The 19630-nt window shown below is 52.3% G+C and carries 23 protein-coding genes; 17 read left to right on the top strand and 6 right to left on the bottom strand.

Features of this window, described 5'->3' with window-relative positions; all coding sequences use genetic code 11:
- The first annotated feature begins 156 nt into the window (after window positions 1-156).
- Window positions 157-1587 (top strand): hypothetical protein, encoded by a 1431-nt coding sequence (locus tag JNE38_RS22805; RefSeq protein WP_203353409.1) that lies wholly within the window; start codon window positions 157-159, stop codon window positions 1585-1587.
- Window positions 1588-1697: 110 nt separating this feature from the next.
- Here JNE38_RS22805 and JNE38_RS22800 read toward each other — a convergent pair whose 3' ends face one another.
- The gene (locus JNE38_RS22800; protein ID WP_428993670.1) at window positions 1698-2387 is read right to left on the bottom strand and encodes a class I SAM-dependent methyltransferase; all 690 of its coding nucleotides are present in this window, start codon (window positions 2385-2387) and stop codon (window positions 1698-1700) included.
- A 240-nt stretch (window positions 2388-2627) separates the two neighbouring features.
- Between JNE38_RS22800 and hppD the strand changes: the two genes are divergently transcribed.
- Window positions 2628-3719, top strand: coding sequence for a 4-hydroxyphenylpyruvate dioxygenase (gene hppD, locus JNE38_RS22795; RefSeq protein ID WP_203353408.1), 1092 nt, complete (start codon window positions 2628-2630; stop codon window positions 3717-3719).
- A gap of 77 nt (window positions 3720-3796) precedes the next feature.
- On the opposite strand, the gene JNE38_RS22790 is transcribed toward hppD, so the two are convergent.
- Window positions 3797-5224, bottom strand: coding sequence for a sigma-54 interaction domain-containing protein (locus tag JNE38_RS22790; RefSeq protein WP_203353407.1), 1428 nt, complete (start codon window positions 5222-5224; stop codon window positions 3797-3799).
- Window positions 5225-5247: 23 nt separating this feature from the next.
- Entirely contained in the window at window positions 5248-5451 is a 204-nt protein-coding gene (locus JNE38_RS22785; RefSeq protein ID WP_203353406.1) for a hypothetical protein, read from the bottom strand.
- A 51-nt stretch (window positions 5452-5502) separates the two neighbouring features.
- Here JNE38_RS22785 and JNE38_RS22780 point away from each other — a divergent pair, with 51 nt between their 5' ends.
- The 9 genes from JNE38_RS22780 (at window position 5503) to JNE38_RS22740 (ending at window position 12972) form a co-directional block, all read left to right on the top strand.
- A complete protein-coding gene (locus JNE38_RS22780; protein ID WP_203353405.1) occupies window positions 5503-6168 on the top strand; it encodes a CoA transferase subunit A in 666 nt (221 codons plus the stop codon).
- Window positions 6168-6830, top strand: coding sequence for a 3-oxoacid CoA-transferase subunit B (locus JNE38_RS22775; protein ID WP_203357697.1), 663 nt, complete (start codon window positions 6168-6170; stop codon window positions 6828-6830). Before JNE38_RS22780 ends, JNE38_RS22775 begins: the two co-directional genes overlap by 1 nt.
- 80 nt (window positions 6831-6910) lie before the next feature.
- On the top strand, window positions 6911-7726 hold the full coding sequence (locus JNE38_RS22770; RefSeq protein WP_203353404.1) for a transporter substrate-binding domain-containing protein: 816 nt from the start codon (window positions 6911-6913) through the stop codon (window positions 7724-7726).
- Window positions 7727-7803: 77 nt separating this feature from the next.
- On the top strand, window positions 7804-8466 hold the full coding sequence (locus JNE38_RS22765; protein ID WP_203353403.1) for an amino acid ABC transporter permease: 663 nt from the start codon (window positions 7804-7806) through the stop codon (window positions 8464-8466).
- 7 nt (window positions 8467-8473) lie between these two features.
- Window positions 8474-9214 carry an amino acid ABC transporter ATP-binding protein gene (locus JNE38_RS22760; protein WP_275296598.1) on the top strand — a complete coding sequence of 247 codons (741 nt, stop codon included), beginning with the start codon at window positions 8474-8476 and terminating at the stop codon, window positions 9212-9214.
- A 130-nt stretch (window positions 9215-9344) separates the two neighbouring features.
- A complete protein-coding gene (locus tag JNE38_RS22755) occupies window positions 9345-11072 on the top strand; it encodes a sensor histidine kinase (protein WP_203353402.1) in 1728 nt (575 codons plus the stop codon).
- Window positions 11047-11829 carry a LytR/AlgR family response regulator transcription factor gene (locus JNE38_RS22750; protein WP_203353401.1) on the top strand — a complete coding sequence of 261 codons (783 nt, stop codon included), beginning with the start codon at window positions 11047-11049 and terminating at the stop codon, window positions 11827-11829. Before JNE38_RS22755 ends, JNE38_RS22750 begins: the two co-directional genes overlap by 26 nt.
- A gap of 97 nt (window positions 11830-11926) precedes the next feature.
- Window positions 11927-12625, top strand: coding sequence for a pirin family protein (locus tag JNE38_RS22745; RefSeq protein ID WP_203353400.1), 699 nt, complete (start codon window positions 11927-11929; stop codon window positions 12623-12625).
- Between the two features lie 14 nt (window positions 12626-12639).
- The gene (locus JNE38_RS22740; RefSeq protein WP_203353399.1) at window positions 12640-12972 is read left to right on the top strand and encodes a hypothetical protein; all 333 of its coding nucleotides are present in this window, start codon (window positions 12640-12642) and stop codon (window positions 12970-12972) included.
- A 102-nt stretch (window positions 12973-13074) separates the two neighbouring features.
- On the opposite strand, the gene JNE38_RS22735 is transcribed toward JNE38_RS22740, so the two are convergent.
- Entirely contained in the window at window positions 13075-13335 is a 261-nt protein-coding gene (locus tag JNE38_RS22735) for a DUF2573 family protein (RefSeq protein WP_203353398.1), read from the bottom strand.
- Between the two features lie 169 nt (window positions 13336-13504).
- Between JNE38_RS22735 and JNE38_RS22730 the strand changes: the two genes are divergently transcribed.
- The gene (locus JNE38_RS22730; RefSeq protein WP_203353397.1) at window positions 13505-14422 is read left to right on the top strand and encodes a hypothetical protein; all 918 of its coding nucleotides are present in this window, start codon (window positions 13505-13507) and stop codon (window positions 14420-14422) included.
- A 130-nt stretch (window positions 14423-14552) separates the two neighbouring features.
- Here the strand turns inward: JNE38_RS22730 and JNE38_RS31100 are convergent, their stop codons facing one another.
- Both JNE38_RS31100 and JNE38_RS22720 read right to left on the bottom strand, forming a co-directional pair.
- On the bottom strand, window positions 14553-15428 hold the full coding sequence (locus tag JNE38_RS31100) for an SRPBCC family protein (RefSeq protein WP_343071324.1): 876 nt from the start codon (window positions 15426-15428) through the stop codon (window positions 14553-14555).
- A gap of 29 nt (window positions 15429-15457) precedes the next feature.
- Window positions 15458-15931, bottom strand: a complete 474-nt coding sequence (locus JNE38_RS22720; RefSeq protein WP_203353396.1) for a MerR family transcriptional regulator — start codon at window positions 15929-15931, stop codon at window positions 15458-15460.
- Window positions 15932-16198: 267 nt separating this feature from the next.
- Here JNE38_RS22720 and JNE38_RS22715 point away from each other — a divergent pair, with 267 nt between their 5' ends.
- The 5 genes from JNE38_RS22715 to JNE38_RS22695 all read left to right on the top strand — a co-directional run bounded on the left by JNE38_RS22715 (window position 16199) and on the right by JNE38_RS22695 (window position 19630).
- Window positions 16199-16507, top strand: coding sequence for an antibiotic biosynthesis monooxygenase (locus JNE38_RS22715; protein WP_203357694.1), 309 nt, complete (start codon window positions 16199-16201; stop codon window positions 16505-16507).
- Window positions 16508-16852: 345 nt separating this feature from the next.
- Window positions 16853-17146: a DUF2642 domain-containing protein gene (locus JNE38_RS22710; RefSeq protein WP_203353395.1), complete on the top strand. Its 294-nt coding sequence runs from the start codon at window positions 16853-16855 to the stop codon at window positions 17144-17146.
- A 14-nt stretch (window positions 17147-17160) separates the two neighbouring features.
- Window positions 17161-17358, top strand: coding sequence for a hypothetical protein (locus tag JNE38_RS22705; protein WP_203353394.1), 198 nt, complete (start codon window positions 17161-17163; stop codon window positions 17356-17358).
- Window positions 17359-17375: 17 nt separating this feature from the next.
- A complete protein-coding gene (locus JNE38_RS22700) occupies window positions 17376-18905 on the top strand; it encodes a glycosyltransferase family 2 protein (protein ID WP_203353393.1) in 1530 nt (509 codons plus the stop codon).
- 20 nt (window positions 18906-18925) lie between these two features.
- Window positions 18926-19630, top strand: a complete 705-nt coding sequence (locus JNE38_RS22695) for a glycosyltransferase family 2 protein (RefSeq protein ID WP_203353392.1) — start codon at window positions 18926-18928, stop codon at window positions 19628-19630.

Raw genomic sequence — 19630 nt, 5'->3', positions numbered from 1 at the left:
TCAGACCATACAAACAAAATTATCAGATTATTACCATAATGTTAATCATCCGGAGTGTCCAATTTTGACAGGCAGGTTGTAGGACTTATGTGTGAACATAGGAGAATAAAATGGATAAATATGGATGAACGTTCATGCGATGGATAGGGGGATGTCATGATTAGACTCGCAAGCACTCTTCTCGGCTTGGTCATGATCCTAACAGGAGCTACCGTAATACCGACAGAGGCAAACGCCAACGCCAGCCCAAGTCCATGGATAAAGCCGGTTGAAAAAGAGACCACCGATGCAATAAAGGGTGGGAGTCACAAGAAGCAGGTCTATACATTTGGGGATGGTGACGTGTACTGGATGCACCAAGTCACAGGTCAGCAAAATCAAAAGCCGTATGTGCTGACCATCCCGATCAAAGGCGACAGCGTCACTTTTCGGTATCGGGCCATTTCAGAAAACAAGCAGCCTTACTGGGCTGTGGTCAATTTGCGAGATGTTCGCGTCCTTCCTCAGGCTTCCGGTTTTGTGGAGACGGAAGGCAAGTCAATCTGGATGGGCAAACCAATCGTGTACACGGCAATGGGGAGGGGGACGATTGATGAGAAGCGGGGGATGGCACTCCCGATCGAAGTGAATCGATCGCCAAATGGGTATACGTTGAGCATTCCCATGCCGGTGCGGGCAGGGTACGTCAGTGAAATGTGGGCGTTGGAGTCTCGGGAGCCGCTCGTTGTTTGGGGAAAGGAATCACTGGACAGCATCTGGCTGTCACTGGATGTCACGGATAATGCGAAATGGCTCTACGACGGCTATTACTACAAAAGCCCATCGACGTATGAGCCCTACACGGAAAGCTCCTACTGGCGCATCCCGGAGAATTACGTCCTTCGTTCCTTTTTGTACACGGGAGGCAGCAAGGCGGCACGCGACATGGGCTATGTGATGCTGAAAACCAGTTTGAAACAGCAGGATCCGCTGGGGTATTGGAAGTCATTGCCGCGCTCGCAATGGCTGAAGGAAGATTACGGGATTCCCGAAGGCTTTTATGACACTCGCTTTAATACCGGTGCGGCTGAATTGATGCTCAAAGGGTGTGCCCAGTATGAAGAAGCAGAATTTTGTGAGTCGGCCCAAAAGTATGCTGCCTTTTTCCAGCAGCATGCGGTAGGCAATCACTACGTCATCGAAGGGATCCGCCCAGGCTGGCTGGTAGGCGATTACGCTTCTGTCGGTCGAGAAGGGAATACGCATGTCTCTCTCAATCACCAGCTGGCAGAGATCAACTACCTGTACAGCAGCTATTTGCAATTTGGCAGTCCGACAGACAAGGATCTTGCCGATATCATGCTGGGAGGGGTGATCAATCTCGGCTCCAAGTGGATCTTGAGCAACGGTGATCTGCACTATGCTTATTTTCCGGATGGCACGTTCGGCCGAGCAGACTATCCGTACCTGACGTACAACGACTTGGTAGAGACACAGCGACTCTACCAGCTGCTGCACGGCATGGAGGATGCGACCATCGCCAAGCTGATCGAGAGCAAGCTCGCTTGGATGAAACAAAACAATGTAGCGTATCAACCCGCCAAATAAAAAGGGGCAGCCTCCGCGTCAGATCAGACGAAGAGGCTGCTCTTTCCATGTGCGGAGCTTCTGCCAAAAACCGGCGGGATGTCTGCGGCACTTAGTGGGGAATGCCGCTCTTAGCTCCCGGACTTCCTGAACGCAAAGAGTGTCAGAAAACTGACTGCCTCCCGCAATTCCACACTGAGCCGCCCAGCGATGTCGGGAGTGACGCCTTCCTTGTAGACCGGCTCTTCGTCCAGCAGGATAAAGCCGTTCTCCGTGGCGAGCTTCTTTGCTTCCCATGGCATCATCGTATTTTGAATCGTCTCTTCGTCATACAAGCGGCGATAGCTATGGGCGCGCGGTCCAGCAGTCGGCCCTAAAATACCGAGAACCAGTGTGCCGCCTGGCAAAAGGACGCGGCGAAGCTCTCGGATCGTCTTTAAGGGCGAAGAGGTGAACTCGACGACATTGATGGCGAGCATTCCGGCAAAGGTGTCGTCCCCAAATGGCAGCTGGCTGATATCTCCTGTCTGAAAACGGATGGATAATCCGTCCTTTGTTGCCCGGTCATTTGCCAGACGAATCATTTCCCCGGCAATGTCGATCCCTTCCACGGCATAGCCGAGCGAAGCGAGCTTGCAGCTGGCATAGCCGTCTCCGCAGCCTGCATCGAGTACCGGGCCGTCCGCCTCTGATACCTGCCGCTGCAAAAATGGCAGGATGGTTCGGCGGCTTCCTTTTTCCCACATATGATCGCTGTTCGCATGCCAATCAGCGGCAAATTGATCCCAGTGGGTGACTGATTTTTCATGCCATTGGTTCACGATCTGACTACCCCTTTTCATCCATTGTTTGGTCACAGCAGCATTAACTTCTGCCCTTATTGTACCAAGCAATCGCTCAATTACGTACTTTAATCAATGAAAGCGTTTGAGCGTTTTCGCGTTATTCCGTGTTCTTGCACGAGTAAGCGTTTCCAATGTACGCTCATGATAACGACAAAATAATCCCAATTAGCCAAAAAAACCAAATGGTTGAATAATTAGGAAAGCGGAGGGGTAGCAATGAGCAACACCGATTTTTTTCCGATTCAGGACTGGGACTATGTAGAGTTTTACACGGGGAATGCCAAGCAAACCATGCATTACTTTACGAAAGCTTTTGGATTCCAAGCGGTCGCATACTCCGGTCTGGAGACAGGCTCCCGCGAGAAAGTGTCTTATGTGTTGAAGCAAAATCACATGACATTCGTGATCAGCGGAGCACTCACGCCTGACAGCCCGATTGCTGAATTCGTGAAAAAGCACGGAGACGGCGTGAAAGACGTAGCGCTGCGCGTTGATGATTGCGAGCAAGCCTACCGCGAAGCTGTGTCTCGTGGTGCGATTCCGATCATGGAGCCGACGGAGTATTCCGACGGGCATGGAACCATCAAAAAAGCGATCATCGGGACGTATGGGGAAAATATCCACTCCTTTATTGAACGGAAAGACTACAACGGCCCCTTCCTGCCTGGCTTTACCGCCTATGAATCTCCGGTCAAGAGCGAAGGGACAGGATTGATCGGCATCGACCACATTGTCGGTAACGTGGAAGTCATGGATGAGTGGGTATCGTATTATCAAAAAGTCATGGGCTTCACAGCTGTGCAAAACTTCAGCGAGGACGATATTTCCACCGAGTATTCTGCCTTGATGTCCAAGGTCATGCAGAGCGGGACGGGCCGGATCAAGTTCCCAATCAACGAGCCGGCAGAAGGCAGACGCAAATCGCAGATCCAGGAGTTTCTGGAGTTTTACAAAGGACCGGGTGTTCAGCACATTGCGATCCTGACCAATGACATCATCAGCACGGTCAGCAAGCTGCAAGCAAACGGGGTGGATTTCCTGTCCGTACCGGATACGTATTACGAGGATCTGAAGGAGCGGGTAGGTGAGATCGATGAAGACATCGAGGCGCTGAAAAAGCTGGGTGTCCTCGTGGATCGGGATGACGAAGGATACCTTTTGCAGCTGTTCAGCAAGCCGATCGTCGACCGCCCGACGCTGTTTGTGGAAATCATTCAGCGCAAAGGCGCGCGCGGATTTGGAAATGGAAACTTCAAGGCATTGTTCGAGGCGCTGGAGCGGGAGCAAGAGCGTCGCGGGAATTTGTAATAGAAAAGAGAAGGCGCAAACCCATCAGCTGCCATGGCGGTTGATGGGTTCTTTTGCGTTTGGCGGCCGAAACAAGACTACTGATCCTCGTGCGGCTCCAGCTGTATTCCGTACTTTTTGATTCGACGCATCAGGAGGGACTGCGTGATGCCGAGGGCAGCTGCTGCCTTCCGTGTGCTTTTGTGAGAGCGCAGTGCCTGCGTGATGATCTCTCCCTCGATTTTTTCCATCCGCTCGACCAAGGAGCACGTGCCCCCGAGAGACCAGCGATTCTCCTCAAAATCACGAATGCTCCGCAGTTCCTCCGGCAGGTCCGTGATTTGAATCTCATCCTCTTTGGACGTGATGACGATGCGTTCCACCAGATTCTCCAGCTCGCGCACATTCCCCGGCCACTCGTAATGGTGCAAGGCATCGAGGGCCTCGATGGAGAAACGGCGCTTTTGATGGTGGATGGCATTGAATTTTTTCAGATTGTGATGCAGCAGCGGGAAAATATCTTCTTTCCGTTCCCGCATGGGCGGCACATTGATCGGAAGGATATTGAGGCGGTAGTACAAATCGTGCCGGAACTTCCCGCTCCGGACGAGATCGAGCAGATTGGCGTTCGTGGCGGCGATGATGCGGATGTCTGCTGTATAGGTCTTCGTACCGCCGATCGGCATGAACGTTTTGTTTTGCAAGAGCAACAGCAGCTTGGATTGCAAATGATAGGGGAGCTCGCTGATTTCGTCCAAAAAGAGCGTGCCTTTATCCGCCATTTTGACCAGACCGATTTTCCCTGACTGGCTGGCTCCGGTGAACGCTCCCTTTTGATAGCCGAACAGCTCGGACTCGATGAGCGTCTCTGGTATCGCGCTGCAGTTTACGTGGATAAATGGTGAGCCGCAGCGGTCACTCAGCTGATGTATATGCTCAGCCAAAAAACTTTTCCCCACGCCCGTCTCTCCCGTAATCAACACGGTCGTATCCACGACGGCTACTTTTTTGACCAGCTCCAGAAGGGCGAGGTAGGAGCGGCTGCTGCCTATGAATGCCTGGGACAGGTTTTGATGAGCCTCCCGTTTCATGATCTGGATCTCCTCACTGTACCGTTTGAGCAAGGCAACGGTCTCTTCCAGCTGGGAGCTTGCGCGCGCCGCCTCCGTAATGTCGCGGGAGTGTGCGACAATCAGCTCTGGATTGCCTTTTTCATCGGGAATGATGTGTCCTGTGACGAGAAATTTCCCCTTGTTGTTCACGAGCTGGATCGTCGTCGTGGGCTTGCCGGATTCAATCACCAGACGCGTGACGGAGGGCTTGTAGATGCCCATCTCTTCCAGATCGACTACATTGCGGCCGATCAGCTCCGATTTGGGCAGCCCACACAGGTTTTCACTGGCCTGATTGAGCCAGAGGGTCGTTCCCTGCGCGTCCGAGATGTAGATCCCGTCAGCCAAGGTATTGAAAATATCAATCAACTGGCTTGTCTGAAAGAAGGCAATGATCTCAGCATCTTTTTCCATGTTTTCATTCTTCCTTCCTTTATTCATTGATTGTTAAAAATTCCCCTTATTGTAAAGTGAATCGATATTGTCAACAAGTGAATCGGGATCGAATCGACAGAAAAGATCGTATTTTCCGAATGGTTATCATTTCTGCTGATTCGATTTCGATTCACCGCCTGAATCGGATAGGTGCCTGTCAGGAGCAGCATGGGCGACTGCAGCTTGGCATAGATGTTGCTTTCCATTCTCTCATGAGGCGGTTACCAAACTATAAGAGAGATAAGGATTTGCTTGCCATGCTATCAAAATGGGTCACAGTAGAAACGGCGATGGAGAACGTCAGGGATGGGGCAGAAGTCCTGTACGGCGGCTTTGGGGGAGTCGGTTCCCCCTTGCTGCTCATCGACTATCTATTGCAAAAAGGAGTCCAAGATTTGACGCTCATCGGGAATGATGCTGGATTTCCAGAGTGGGGAATCGGTCGGCTCATCACCAAGCGCAGGGTGAAAAAGCTGATCACGACGCATATCGGCTCAAATCCCGAAGCGGGGCGGCAAATGCTCGACGGGGTGCTGGATGTGACGTTCTACCCGCAAGGCATCCTCGCGGAAAAGATTCGTTCCGGCGGTGTCGGCTTGGCAGGAATCCTGGTCGAAGCGAGTCAAGGCTGGGAGATGGGTACCGAGAGTCCGATCATCCATGTGGAAGACAACCGCTATCGTTTGGAGACAGCCATCAGCGCACAGATCGGTCTGATCTATGCCAAGCGGGCGGATTCCTACGGCAATTTGATCTATGACAAAGCCGCGAGAAATCTGAACCCGTTAGTCGCCATGGCTGCGGATATCACCATCGTGGAAGCAGACGAGATCGTCCCGGTGGGAGAGCTGGACCCGGAGCAGATCATGACCCCAGGAATTTTTGTGGATTATATCGTCAAAAGCGGCGGAGGGCATGCGTGATGGGATTGGAAATGGACCAGCGCTACATGATCGCTCGCCGGGCAGCCAGAGAAATCGAGCCGGGTATGACGGTCAATCTGGGCATCGGAATCCCCGAGCTCGTCGCTGACTTTGTCCCCCCAGAGTGGAACGTCATGTTTCACTCAGTCAATGGCATTCTCGGCCTCGGCCCTACGCCTGTGACCGGAGAGGAAGATGCTCACGTCACGAATGCCGGAGGAGCGCCTGTTTCGATCGTTCCCGGCGCAGCTTTTTTCGACACGACTGTGGCATACGGCATCATTCGCAGAGGAAAGCTGGATGTCGCTTTTCTGGGAGGATTGCAGGTGAACCGCAGAGGAGATCTCGCCAATTGGATCGTCCCAGGGAAGCGTGTCTATGGAATCGGCGGCGGGACGGAGCTGGTGCGAAATGCCAAGAAAGTGATCGTCATGATGAGCCATGCGAATGCAAAAGGGGAGCCGAAAATCGTATCGGAGTGTACCCTGCCGCTGACAGCAAAGCGGTGTGCGGATATCATCATCACGGAGAGGGCGGTCATCGAGGTGACTGCGGGAGGTCTGGTGCTGACAGAAGTCATGTACCCGTTTTCGCTCGAAGACGTCATCGAGGGAACGGGAGCCACTCTGCAAATATCCGAGAATCTGCAGCTGCCAGAGTAGCTCTCACGCGAGAGGAGGTGGAAGGAACGTTCGATCGTCCGTGCTAGAACCAATAAGGGAAATAAAAGGGGGAAAAGAAAATGAAAAAAAATATGGGGTTTCTTGCTACTTTGCTGCTGACCACGTCGCTACTCGTGGCAGGCTGTGGCCAGGCGACGACTTCCAGCGGCAGCACGGGAGGAGCCAGCGCACCTGCGGGCAATGCGTCGTCGATGACCAAAGAATCAGGTGTGTTTACGTTCGCTGCATCGGGTGAATATCAGCCGTTCAGCTATTTTAAGGACGGACAGCTGACAGGGTTTGATATTGAGATCGGAAATGAGATTGCAAAACGTCTGAATCTTCAAGCAAAACCAGTTACTTCACCTTTTTCCGGCATTATCGCCGGGGTAAAAGAAGGTCGATACGATGCGGCCATCGCGAGCCATGCGATTACGGAAGAGCGCAAGCAGCAGGTGGATTTCGCCGATCCCTACTACTTATCCGGCGGACAGCTCTTTACCAGGCCGGATGGCACCATTTCTACCCTGGATGGCCTGAAAGGAAAGGAAGTAGCCGTCGCTCTGGGTACGACCCATGAAAAAATGGCTCGGGAGTATACGGACAACATCAAGACCTACGACAGTGACGTGACCGCCCTGCGCGCTCTGGAGCAAGGAAAGCACGATGTCGTGATTACGGACAGCGTCGTAGGCGAGATCGCTATTCAGCAGGGCCTCAAGATCAAGAAAAGCGGCGCGGCACTCACGGAGGTGCAGCATGGCATCGCGGTTCGCAAGGGGAATACGGAGCTGCTGACCAAAATCAATGAAGTACTGAAACAGATTCATGAGGACGGTACCTATCTGAAGCTCAGCGAAAAGTATTTCAACCGCGATATCAGCAAAAAGGACTAGTGCCACAAACAGAAGTGCCTGCCAAGCCGATCGACAGGCTTGGCAGGACCATTTGAGACAAGCGGAGGTGGCATAGAGTGCCCAGTTTCACTCACTTACTTGAAGAGTTTTTTCGTACGCTGCCGTTCTTTATGAAGCCGTTGCTTCTTACCTTTGAGCTGACGATCGCCTCTGTCATCGTGGGAACCGTGATCGGCCTGTTGGTCGCGCTGCTAAAGGTGTCCAAGATTCCGGGAGGTCAGCTTCTCGCCAATGTGTATATCACCATCATTCGCGGAACCCCCTTGATCGTGCAAATTTTCGTCTTATATTTTGGGTTTTACAAAGTGATCGATCTGGGGCAATTTTGGTCAGCCGCCCTGGCTTTGGCTGTTCACAGCGGGGCGTACATTGCGGAAATCTTCCGCGGCGCGATCCAGTCGATCGATAGAGGACAAAGGGAGGCAGGGCTTTCTCTCGGGATGTCCACGAGGCAAACCATGCGCCGCATCATTTTGCCGCAAGCATTGAAGCGTTCCATACCGCCACTCGGCAATCAGTTCATTTTGTCGCTGAAGGAGTCGTCTCTCGCCGCCTTCATCGCCATGGACGAGTTGTTCTCCATGGCACGCCGCCTGTCTGCAGAGACGTTTGATGAGATGACGTTCTTTTTGATCGTAGCTCTTTACTACCTGGTGATCGTCATGCTCTTCACGTATTTGGTTGGCAAAATGGAGCAGCGTTTGGCCAAAGGCGACTAAGGGAGGGATGGGTATGAAACAGGAAATGATTCGTGTGCAGAATCTCAAAAAAAGCTTTGGGTCCAACGAGGTGCTAAAGGACGTCAACCTGACGGTGAACAAAGGGGAAGTGGCCGTTCTAATCGGGGCCAGCGGTTCAGGAAAGAGCACGCTGATCCGTTGCATCAACTTTTTGGAGATCAAGGACGGGGGAGAGATCTTCATCGAGGAAAAGAGCATCGATCCCAAAAAGGATGATTTGACAAAGGTGCGGCAAAAGGTAGGAATGGTGTTTCAGCATTTCAATCTGTTTCCCCACAAGACGGTGCTGGAGAACGTCATGGAGGCGCCACTGGTCGTGCGAAAGCCGAATCGGGAGGAGCTCAGGCGAGAGGCGATGCAGCTCTTGAAGAAAGTAGGGCTGGAAGAAAAAGCGGATGTTTATCCTGCCAGTCTCTCAGGCGGTCAAAAGCAGCGGGTAGCCATCGCTCGTTCACTGGCGATGAAGCCGGATATCATGCTGTTTGACGAGCCCACGTCAGCCCTTGATCCGGAGCTGGTCGGCGAAGTGCTGGAGACGATGAAGCAGCTGGCAAAGGAAGGAATGACCATGATCATCGTGACGCACGAGATGGGCTTTGCCAAGGATGTCGCTGATTTTGTGGCATTCATGAACCAAGGAAGGATCATCGAGCTCGCCCCGCCTCATGAAATATTCAACAACCCGAAGGAAGAGCGCACTCGTGAATTTTTGAATCGCGTATTATAAGGAGAAAAGCGATGGTGCAGGCCATTCGCTTTTTTCTGTTTTTTGCCCCGTTTCTGACAATGGTTGACCGATGATAGGGCTGCTGACCATAATAGGAAGAAGGATATTGTTTTCGGTAGGGGGAATACCCGTGAATTTTGCCTTGATGATGCCGCTGGCTGAACGGACGGCTGTCCTGATCGTTGCAGCGCTGCTGTTCACCCGCGTGCGCGCCTTCCGCAGCATTTTGAACCAACAAGCGACATGGAAGGAAAAAGCGGTGGTCGTCCTGATTTTCTCGGCGATTTCCATTTTCGGCACGTACAATGGCATCTGGTATCAGGATGCCATCGCCAACTCCCGTGTGATCGGTACCGTGGTGGCGGGGCTGTTGGCAGGTCCCTGGGTAGGCCTCATGACAGGATTGATTGCTGGACTTCATCGATACTCCCTGGGCGGATTCACCGATTTGGCGTGCGCCATCTCGACGATCAGCGAAGGACTGATCGCGGGGCTGATCTACCAATTCCGCCGCAATCGCCAGCAGGAAATCGGCTGGACGACTGCTTTGATCGTCGGGTTTATCGCAGAATGGATGCAAATGGGGATCATCTTGCTCGTGGCCCGGCCGTATGCGGATGCGCTGGTGCTCGTCAAGTCCATCAGCGTTCCGATGTCTGTCGTCAATTCTCTGGGGATTGCCATCCTCGTCATCATCATCGACCTGGTCAAAAAAGAGGAAGATCGCATCGGAGCTTTGCAAGCTCAGCGGACAATGCAGGTGGCTGACAAGACGCTCTCGTATTTGCGGGAAGGGCTGTCGTACGAGTCGGCAAAAAAGGTAGCCGAGGAAATCCTCCGGACGACTCGGGTGGCGGCGGTCGCCATCACAGACACCAAGACTGTGCTCGCCCATGTAGGTGCCGGGGCCTCGCATCACGTGGTAGGCGAAGGGATCACGACCAAAGCGACGCAGGCTGTTCTGGATACCAAAGAAGTGATGATTGCACACAATCGGGAGGAGATCGGCTGCAAGGAGTCTAACTGTCCGCTGCGCTACGCGATTCTCGTTCCTCTCATGCGCAGGCGAGAGGCAGCGGGTGTGCTGAAGCTGTATCAAGACCGTTCGCGCAAGCTGTCTGCAGTCGATCTGGAGCTCGTCCGTGGTCTGGGCAATTTGATCTCGACCCAGCTGGAGCTGGCTGAGCTGGAAAAGCAGTCACGTCTCTTGGCTGACGCGGAAATCAAGGCTCTGCACGCCCAGATCAATCCGCATTTTTTGTTCAATGCGCTCAATACGATCGTCTCGTTCATCCGCTTCCGTCCGGAGCAGGCGCGTGAGCTGCTGATTCATTTGGGAGAATATTTCAGGCGCAATCTGCACGATTCGGGAGGGTACGTCAGCTTGGCTGAGGAGCTCGAGCACATTGAGGCGTACCTCGCGATCGAGCGTGCGCGCTTCGGGGAAAAGCTGCACGTCGAATACGACATCGAGAGAGAAGTGGAAAGCGTGATCGTCCCCGGATTGATTCTTCAGCCGTTGGTGGAAAATGCGGTCAAGCACGGCTTGCTCCCCAAGCGTGAAGGAGGGACTGTCAGGATCAAGGCAAGACGGCTGGATATGAAGACGCTGGAGCTGACAGTCGCTGACAACGGCGTAGGCATGGAGACAGATCCTTTTGCGATGCCCCCGAGCAAGCAGGAAGGCAAGCGCCGATTATCCGGGATCGGACTGTCCAACGTCAAGAGCAGGCTCCAGTCGGTGTACGGACAACCGTACGGGATCGCGATCCAAAGCGTGGTGAGCGAAGGGACCACCTGTGTCATTACTTTGCCAGTAGGAGTGAGTGCCAGTGCTAAAAGTGTTCATCGTGGATGATGAGGCGCCTGCCCGGTCTGAGCTGCGGTACCTGCTGGAGCAGTTTCCGGAGGTGTCCGTCATAGGTGAGGCGAGCAGCGGGGAAGAGGCCATCGACGCCGTCTTGCAGGTCGAGCCGGATGCCGTCTTTTTAGATATACATCTGCAGGATCGGGATGGCGTGGACGTCGGTCAGGAATTGCTGGAATCGATGGTGAATCCGCCGGTCATCATCTTTGCGAGTGCCTACGAGATTCATGCCGTGCGAGCCTTTGAGACGGATGCCATCGATTACATTGTCAAGCCATTCAGTGAGACGAGGCTGGAGAAGACGATGAATCGGGTGAGAAAGATGCGCAGCCCAGAATCCCAGCCAGCAGCAACCACCCCGTATCTGGAGGAGCAGCTGCAGACCCTCCTGCAAAACGTCCTCGCTGATCAACAGCCGCGCAGGGTGCCGGTAGAAAAAAGCGGAAAGATCATGCTCATCGATCCAAACGAGATCGTGTACGCTACGCTGGAAGGCCGATATGCCAGCATTTATACGGGAAATGAACAGTTCTCCACTTCGTTTACGCTGCAGGAGCTGGAAAGCCGGTTGTCTCCCAAGCAATTTTTCCGTACGCATCGGGCATTTATCGTCAACCTATCGAGGACGGCGGAGCTCGTGCCCTGGTTCAAGGGCTCGATTCATCTCGTCATGCAGGACTGCCGGAAAACGGAAATTCCCGTGAGCCGCAACGTGGTAAAGGAATTGAAAAAGAGGCTTGGCTTTTGAGGACCAGGTGCACTTTGCACAGGGTCCTTATTTGTAGAAAAGGAAAAATCCCCGTACAATGTGGGTAGGCGAGAAGGAATAAGGGAGGACGTTTGCCATGTTTCAAGTATATCCTTCAAATTCGAGATATTCGGTCGATGCGGGATGGCTTCGCAGTCATCTCAGCTTTTCTTTTGGCGAATACTTCGATCCGAACAATACGAGCTTTGGGGTCATGCGAGTGTGCAATGACGACGAGGTAGCGGGCGGAAAAGGATTTGGGCCTCACCCGCACAGCGATATGGAAGTCGTCACGATTGTCCTGGATGGACAGGTCAAGCACGAGGATAATCTGGGGAATGTCGAGGTCATCTCGGTGGGGGAAGTGCAGCGAATGTCAGCCGGGACTGGCATCGTGCATGCGGAGTACAACGGATCGGAGACGGAAGGTGTGAAGTTTCTCCAGCTGTGGTTCATGCCGCAGGAGCGAGGACTTACGCCATCGTTTGAAACGAAGCGCTATGATCAGGAGCAGTTGAACAATGACTTGCTGCCAGTTGTCTCTAGGCAAGGGAGCGAGTGCGTCGCGTCCATTCATCAGGACATGACGATTTACTTGAGCCGGCTGGAACAGGGCCGGGAGCTGTCGTTTGAGCAGGAGGAAGGACGACGCGTATTTTTGTTTGTGATCGAAGGAAAGCTTGCGGTGAATGGACACGAGCTGGGGAAAAGGGATACGGCACGTATCCAAGACGTATCGGAGCTTGCGATCACAGCTTTGGATGAAGCGTTTTTCATGCTAATCGATTTGCCGTGAGGGAGAGGGGAAGTATGAAGGAAACCTTATTGGTCAAACACGCCGTCGGTGGTCGCACGTTTATTGATTCCAGCAAGCACGATGTGGCGTACCGCGTGGAACAGGCAGGGACAGGCTGGCTGTTTCGCATAGATGTCCCTTTTGATGCTGTCGTGGAAGATATCCTGCAATGGAAGGAAGAGCTGAATGTCTTTCTCTTCCGGGAAGCAGAAGGGGAACCGACGAAGAAAATATGGTTTTACGTCAAGGATAATCCGGTGGAATACGATCACGTAAATCACTGCTTGACGATCACAGCAGAAGCGAACATCGAGTACGTGCCTGAGCGTTTCAGTGCTTCCTTGTGAGGAAAATATGAAGAGAAGGCTGCCAAAAGAGGCAGCCTTTTTGTTTAGGTTTACACCTTTAAAGAAAGAGAACTCCCTGAAATCTCTTTCAAAAACGCGCCCCTAATGCTTCTGGTTTTTCGTCTGATTCCACTGCTTGATTTGCTCGATAATCTCCCGGATTTGGTTGCGAGCTTCGTGATGGTCAGGCTCGCTCGCCCAGTGCTGGATGAGTGGCGGCATTGCCTTGCTCATATGGGTGTAGAGGCACCATACCTTTACCATCTCGACGCGCTCTGGCGTGGCTTCGCCCGTCAGCAATTCCGTAAATTTATAAAGCAGTTCCTCAAGTTCCGGGACAAGTGCATCTTTTTTCTCTTCCACGTCAATACCTCCCTTTCAGGAACGTCTATTTTCTCACTTTGTTTATTGTACGCAAAACGATCGTACAGGAAAAGACGCAGTTGGAAAACGGTTGACCGGATAGTATGTCCAAACCGCTCGTGATAAAGTGGAGGAAAAGACTACAGAACGAAAGAGGCAAAGAAAACGAATGAAAGAAGAGGATATGTACGAACCGATCAAACGCTGGATGGAGGAGCGCGGGTTCACCGTTTATCCGGAGGTAGAATGCCGTCATCGGAATGGGCGCGCGGATGTAGTCGTGACGAACGGACCGCTGGTGGGAGTCGTGGAGATGAAGCAGTCCCTCAGTCTGGACCTGATCGAACAGGCGCTGAGATGGCGCGACTATGCCCATTACATTTGGATCGCGATTCCGTATCAGCCAAAATCGTATAAAAAGTTTGTGACCATGGTATTGCGCGATTACGGGATCGGCGTGCTGACCATCAGCAAGTTCGGGAGCGTATGGCCGGACAAGATGCCGAAGCTTGCCAGACGTACGCTGCCTTATCTACGGGATGCGCTCACCGAGCATCATCAGACTTCCGAGGTGAAGGGCGGCCAAAGCGGCGGCGGCTATATCACACCCTACCGCATCACGATGAATCAGATTCGGAGATACCTGGATGAGGCAAACGATTGGCGGACGATCAAGGAAATTCTCGATCATTGCGAGACGCACTATGCAAGTCCGCGTGCTTCTCTGGCGAAAGCTCTTTGGCAATTTGAAGCAGGCTGGTGTGAGCGAAAGAAAGAGGGAGGCAGGCTTTATTTTCGCTCTCGGCAAGGGAATGCCCGTGACACAGGGAAAAAGAAATCCGTGCACAAGCTGCCGCAAAAGCAGTGGAATGTACTGCTGGCACTGGCGAGAGACGTGTGGCGGACTCCCACTGTGATCGCAGGGAAACTGCCAGGGGTGAGTCCGGAGAATGCCCGGCGATTCCATTCCTTGTATGTGAACCAGCCGCTTGGGGCATTGATCAAAAAAGGACTGGCAGAAAAAAATCCGGTAGGACGAGGGCAGTATCGATTGACAGAGAAGGGGCAGGACATTTTCTCTGAATAGAAACGGAGAGAGTTCTGTACACAGAATGCCCAGGAAAGGTTTTTCCAATAGCCGAGGGCAGCTTTGGACGCTGCCCCTGACCAGTTACGCATGAAACATACAAGGCTGGGCACCTGTTTCACGGGAAGAGTTATTCAGATAGCTTTTTCAGAAGCGCACCCAGTCTGTCCAAATTTTGTTCGTTTGCTTCTTCGCAAATAGGTTTCAGCTTGTTATATTCCACTTCTGTTTCGAAAGTCTGCCGGAAAGTCAGCTTCGTCCCACCGTCAACCTCGTCAAACATCGCAGTAAGAATAAAGTGAGGTTTGGAGTCGTGCCGAAGCTCTATGCATTCGGGACTGATTTTACGGAAAACGCTTCGGTTCGGATAGGCGGCACCGTTTGGACCATGCATCGTAAACTCCCAGATGCCTCCAGGTCGTAAATCGAAAGTGTGGAACGTATTCGTGAATCCGGTGGGTCCCCACCACTGGGCGAGCAGCTCAGGCTGGGTCCATGCTTGATATACCAGATTTCGAGGTGTGTCGAAGACCCGTTGAGTCAAGATCTCGAGATTGTCTGCTGTCCCTTCCCCAAGAGATTTTTCGAGCTGCTCCAGCATTTCCTTCGTACCCTGCTCACGTTGCTCAGGCGTGTCGTGGCCGTCGATAAACGTTCCCTGTTCCGTAAAAATGAGTTTGATGCCATCGAGGGTCGGGATAAATTCGACGGTTACGATCGATACAGATATCCGGATTTCATCTTGGTCTAGAGAGTACGTATATACAATGCGTTCCTGGGGCACGATTTCCTGGTAATATGCTTCAAAGGTATAGACGGGCCCGCCCGGAGGACCTCCCCGGCTAAATTCTCGCCCGCCAACCCGGAATTCGAATTCTTCTGCGGGTTGAAACCAACGGGCTTTGGCACTGCGCTCCGACCATGCCGCAAACACGCGTTCCAGAGAGGCGCGGTACATGCGCTCCAATTTGAATGTAGAGTGGCTCGTAAAGCGTTGTTTCATCATACATCCTCCTTTAGCGAACAGAATTTCAGTCACTCATCGTGTAAAAAATCGCCGAGCAGATCGAAACGGTCCTCCCAATTCAACCGATGTCTGATGATGTGTTTTTCGTGGCTCATCTTCATCGATTCCAGCAAGGAAAGAAATGCGTCAATGGAAAGCGGCTCCTGCTGGTTCATCCGTTCAGCCACACGTTCCAGTTCAGCCAGAAGTTTCTGTTGGATTTTTATATTTCTTCGGACCCGTTCAATCTGGATCCCCACGATTTCAGATGAAGTATAGGCATGTCCCTTCATCACTTTCTGAATTTCCTCCAGAGATAACCCCAAATCTTTCAAAGACAAGATCTTTTGCAGCCGTCTGATATCGGATTCGTTATACAATCGATGGCCGGAATCAGAATGCCCTGATGGCGAAAATAAGCCGATCTGGTCGTAATACCGCAGGGTTCGCACCGTAAGTCCAGTCAATTTGGAAAGATCCCCTACTTTCCAATGCTTCTGCATAATCCACTCCTTTCTTTGGCGCTAGCAGTGTACCGGTTCCTTAAGTATAAAACCTGACGTTGCGTAAGGTACAAGAGGTTTAGATAACTTTCGCAAAAAATCTTCTTTTCAAAGGTAATACATGATCCCGTTGACAAAATACGATATATCGTATTTAGATTCGTAAGACTTGATGGTACATGGGGGATGGCAGTATGGCCCCCATTCGACAGCGATCCAAACGGTAGGAAGCAAAGGGGATAATGGCTTCTTGTTCAATGGAGAAGGATTACGGTTGCAGAGGGTCACTCGGACAAGGTCGTAGAACGATTCAGCAAAGCTGGCGTCCTCGATGAGCAGGTAGGTCTGGTTGATGTTACCGTAATGGTTAAGAAGGTTCGTCAAGGCGATGAAGAGGTAGTGGTGCAGATCCGCTGGGAAACGGAGAAGCATTGGAAGCAATGGGAAAAGAGTGAAGCCCATATTGCTGGTCATAAAGCGAATCTCGGAAAGCCAAAGCCGGAATACATCCTCCATACGGAGGTCGGCTCCTACGAAATAAAAGCCGTGCGCGAAGGGGTGAAAAACGAGAAGTGATTCTAAGCTTTTGCCCAGATTGAGAGGTTTCTATTTTGAATAAAAGGTAAATTTTTCAAAAAATAAATTCATCCTAAGTTAATCTTCTTAATGTGCATCCGTCCCTTTTTTTCGAAAGAAAGAGAAAGCAAGACATGCCTGCACGACCGAAAAACGGAAAGATGGACAACCATGAGCTCGGCAATTGCCGAGTTTTTTTCATTTTCAGGTCAAAAAGGATGCGGGAATTGAACTAATCTGAGCAAAATGCGCAAATGACTTATGTCACCTTCGACATTTCTCGTATACCTTGTACGAGTGGAGAAATTCCACAAGGATAGGAAACAAAGAAGGAGAGTGAAGAGAATGTGGCTCATTGTAAATGAAAAAGAGCTGAAAGCATACTTTGAGGGACTCAGGGGGCTTTTGTGGGAGAAAGTCAAACCCAGCCCTCCACAGGAGAAGACATGTCCGAAAGAGCCGGAAATCCGGCAAGTGTTGCTACGCTATCTCAATCAAACGGTTGAAGTGGGGACGGAAGCAGGGAATGTTGCGGGAGTCTTGCAGGTGGTCGGAGCCGATTATGCTCAGATCGAAGAGTCAGGCGGCACCATTGTCGTGATTCCGTTTCGTCAAATCAATTTTGTTCAAACAGTGTAAAAGGAGGAGTTTACATGGATTTCCAAGAAAAATTGCGGTCTCTCCTGGGGGAGACGATCGAGGTTGTTACAGGTCTGCAGGTGGAAACCGGAGTGTTGATCCGAGTCGGGGAAAGTACGGCCACGATCCTCGCTGCCGATGCGCCGGGGTATGGGAGCGGTCAGCCGACCACCTTCCAATTGGATCGCATCACTTATGTGAGGGTCGTCTGACGATGAGAGCAGGTAGGATGGAACGGCGTGCGCGAACGTTGTCCATCATCATTCCCGCCACCTTTCAGGCGAAGCATGTAGAGCAACAAATAGCTCAGTGCCTGCGGCTGCAGCCTCTGGAAATCATTTTGACCGTATCCGCTCATTTGCTGGATTTCCTGCCTGCATCCGCCAAGTCCGGGTGCCATGTCGTTTCCATCGATGGACCCGCAAATCTGTTTGCAGGCCGGGCACTCGGCGCAGAGCAGGCAAAAGGGGACATACTTCTGTTTCTCGGTGAGGACTGCTTTTATCCGGAGTCTAGCTTGCGACGCTTTCTCTTTCCCATCCAGTACGAAAATGTCGAGGTGTTGCTGTCCCGGGAAGTGTGCAGGGGCAGAGGCATGAAACGAGCAAAGCCTGTCCACAGCCTCGCACGAATGCTCAATGACCTCTATGGTCGAAAGGAATTGAGGGAAGCCAGCCTGCTAGAGATGCCCCATGCCTTATCGCGAGATGCCCTGAGAAAAATAGGAGCGGATCGTCTCGCTTATCCGGGAGAGGCTCACAGGTATTTGGCGTCAGGCGGTGCCATCATGAGGGTGCAGCCAATGGAGCCGGCGAAAGATGACATGCCTTTTTCGCCAGAGCTGTCAGCGACTTGGCTGTTCGAGCTATCCACCTGGGAACAGGCGGTCATCGCGGAGCAAGTACATGTATGTTCCCTCCTGCCTTCTAGAGGAGGAATGGGAGATGGCGGACGAAGATGGGATATCCTAAACCGGCTCCAAGGCAACGAAAGCCAGCTCCCTGTGAAACAGTCAGGGAATTGGCCTCTTTGTCAAACGGAGCTCTACGGTGGGCAGCATTTGTCCGTCATCATTCCCGCATGCAACGAAGCGGCCACACTGGGGCGAGTCATCAAAGAAGTGCTGCAGCTCGAGCCGTCCGAAATCATCGTGGTGGTGAATGGATCGCAGGATCAGACGGCACAGATTGCAAAGCAGCACGGGACCGTTGTCGTGGAGTTTCCTGAGCCGCTCGGGGTGGACACGGGTCGGGCCGTGGGAGCCAGTCTCGCCCGCGGCGATATCCTGCTGTTTGTGGATGCCGATTTCGTCGTGCCGGCAATGGATCTCTATCCGTTCGTTCGCGCGTGTCAGCTTCGCTGTGACGTCGCGCTCAATGATCAACGCGATTTCCTGCCCGCAGTACGGACGGACAATGTAGTTGTGGCGGCAAGACAAGGCCTGAATCTGGCAGCCAACCGCAAAGATCTGGACATTGCCTCCATGCTCGTCGTGCCATTCGCCCTGCGCCGGGAGTCGTTTGCCCCGCTCGGATGGACGCTGCTTGCTTGTCCACCGAAAGCGCAAATGGCAGCCATGCTGGCAGGATTGACGATTAATCAAGTGCATCAGGTAGACAGTTTTGGGATGAATCGGCTTCGGCCGGAAAAGCATCTCGCCCCATTCGGCAGATCGCCTGCCGCCTGTCAGATTGTAGGGGATCACATCGAAGCGTTTCAACTATTGGCAGAGAGGGGCGGATTTGCGAAAGAACGATGAGAAAATGGAGTGAAAATTCTATGGAGATGGAACGTGTGAAGAATTTGGTGAGCGTGGTCATCACCAACTACAACCGCGCTGACTATTTACGGGAATGTCTCGACAGCATTCTGTTGCAGACCTATCAAAAGTGGGAACTGATTATCGTCGATGACGCGTCGACCGACGATTCCGTCCTGATCATCAATGAGTGGATCAGGCGGCATCAGGCGTCATTGGCCGAAAATCAGGTGATCGTCCATGTGCTGCCGAGAAATGTTGGCTTTTCCGGTGCGATCAATGTCGGGTTTTATCTGGCGCGGGGAGAATTCATTGCGGTGCAGGATTCAGATGACTATTCCCATGCGCTCAGGCTGGAGCGTCAGATCAAGTTTTTACAGCAGAATCCGGATATCGAGCTCGTGGGAACGAATTATTATGCCTTCCCTTCCGAGATGCCGACCAAGCGGGAATTGTCTACGTGGATCAAATACGGAGACGAAATCAAAAAAGTATACGGAAACGGTGGACACTGCGTTTGTCACGGAACCATCGTGTTCAGAGGACGCCTGTTTGATCAGATCGGCGGGCCTACCAGACGGATCAAGGGTGCGGAAGATTACGAATTCATCGCGAAGAGCCTGAACGCGAGAGCCAGGATCGAGAACATTCCGGAGGCGCTGTATTACTACCGTCTTCACGCCAATCAACGCTCGACCAAATATTACCGCAGAAAGGAGGAATAA

The sequence above is a fragment of the Brevibacillus choshinensis genome, assembly GCF_016811915.1.
GTDB lineage: Bacteria > Bacillota > Bacilli > Brevibacillales > Brevibacillaceae > Brevibacillus > Brevibacillus choshinensis_A.
The sequence above is the reverse complement of the archived record's forward strand: the minus strand, read 5'-3'. Positions and strand labels throughout refer to the sequence as shown.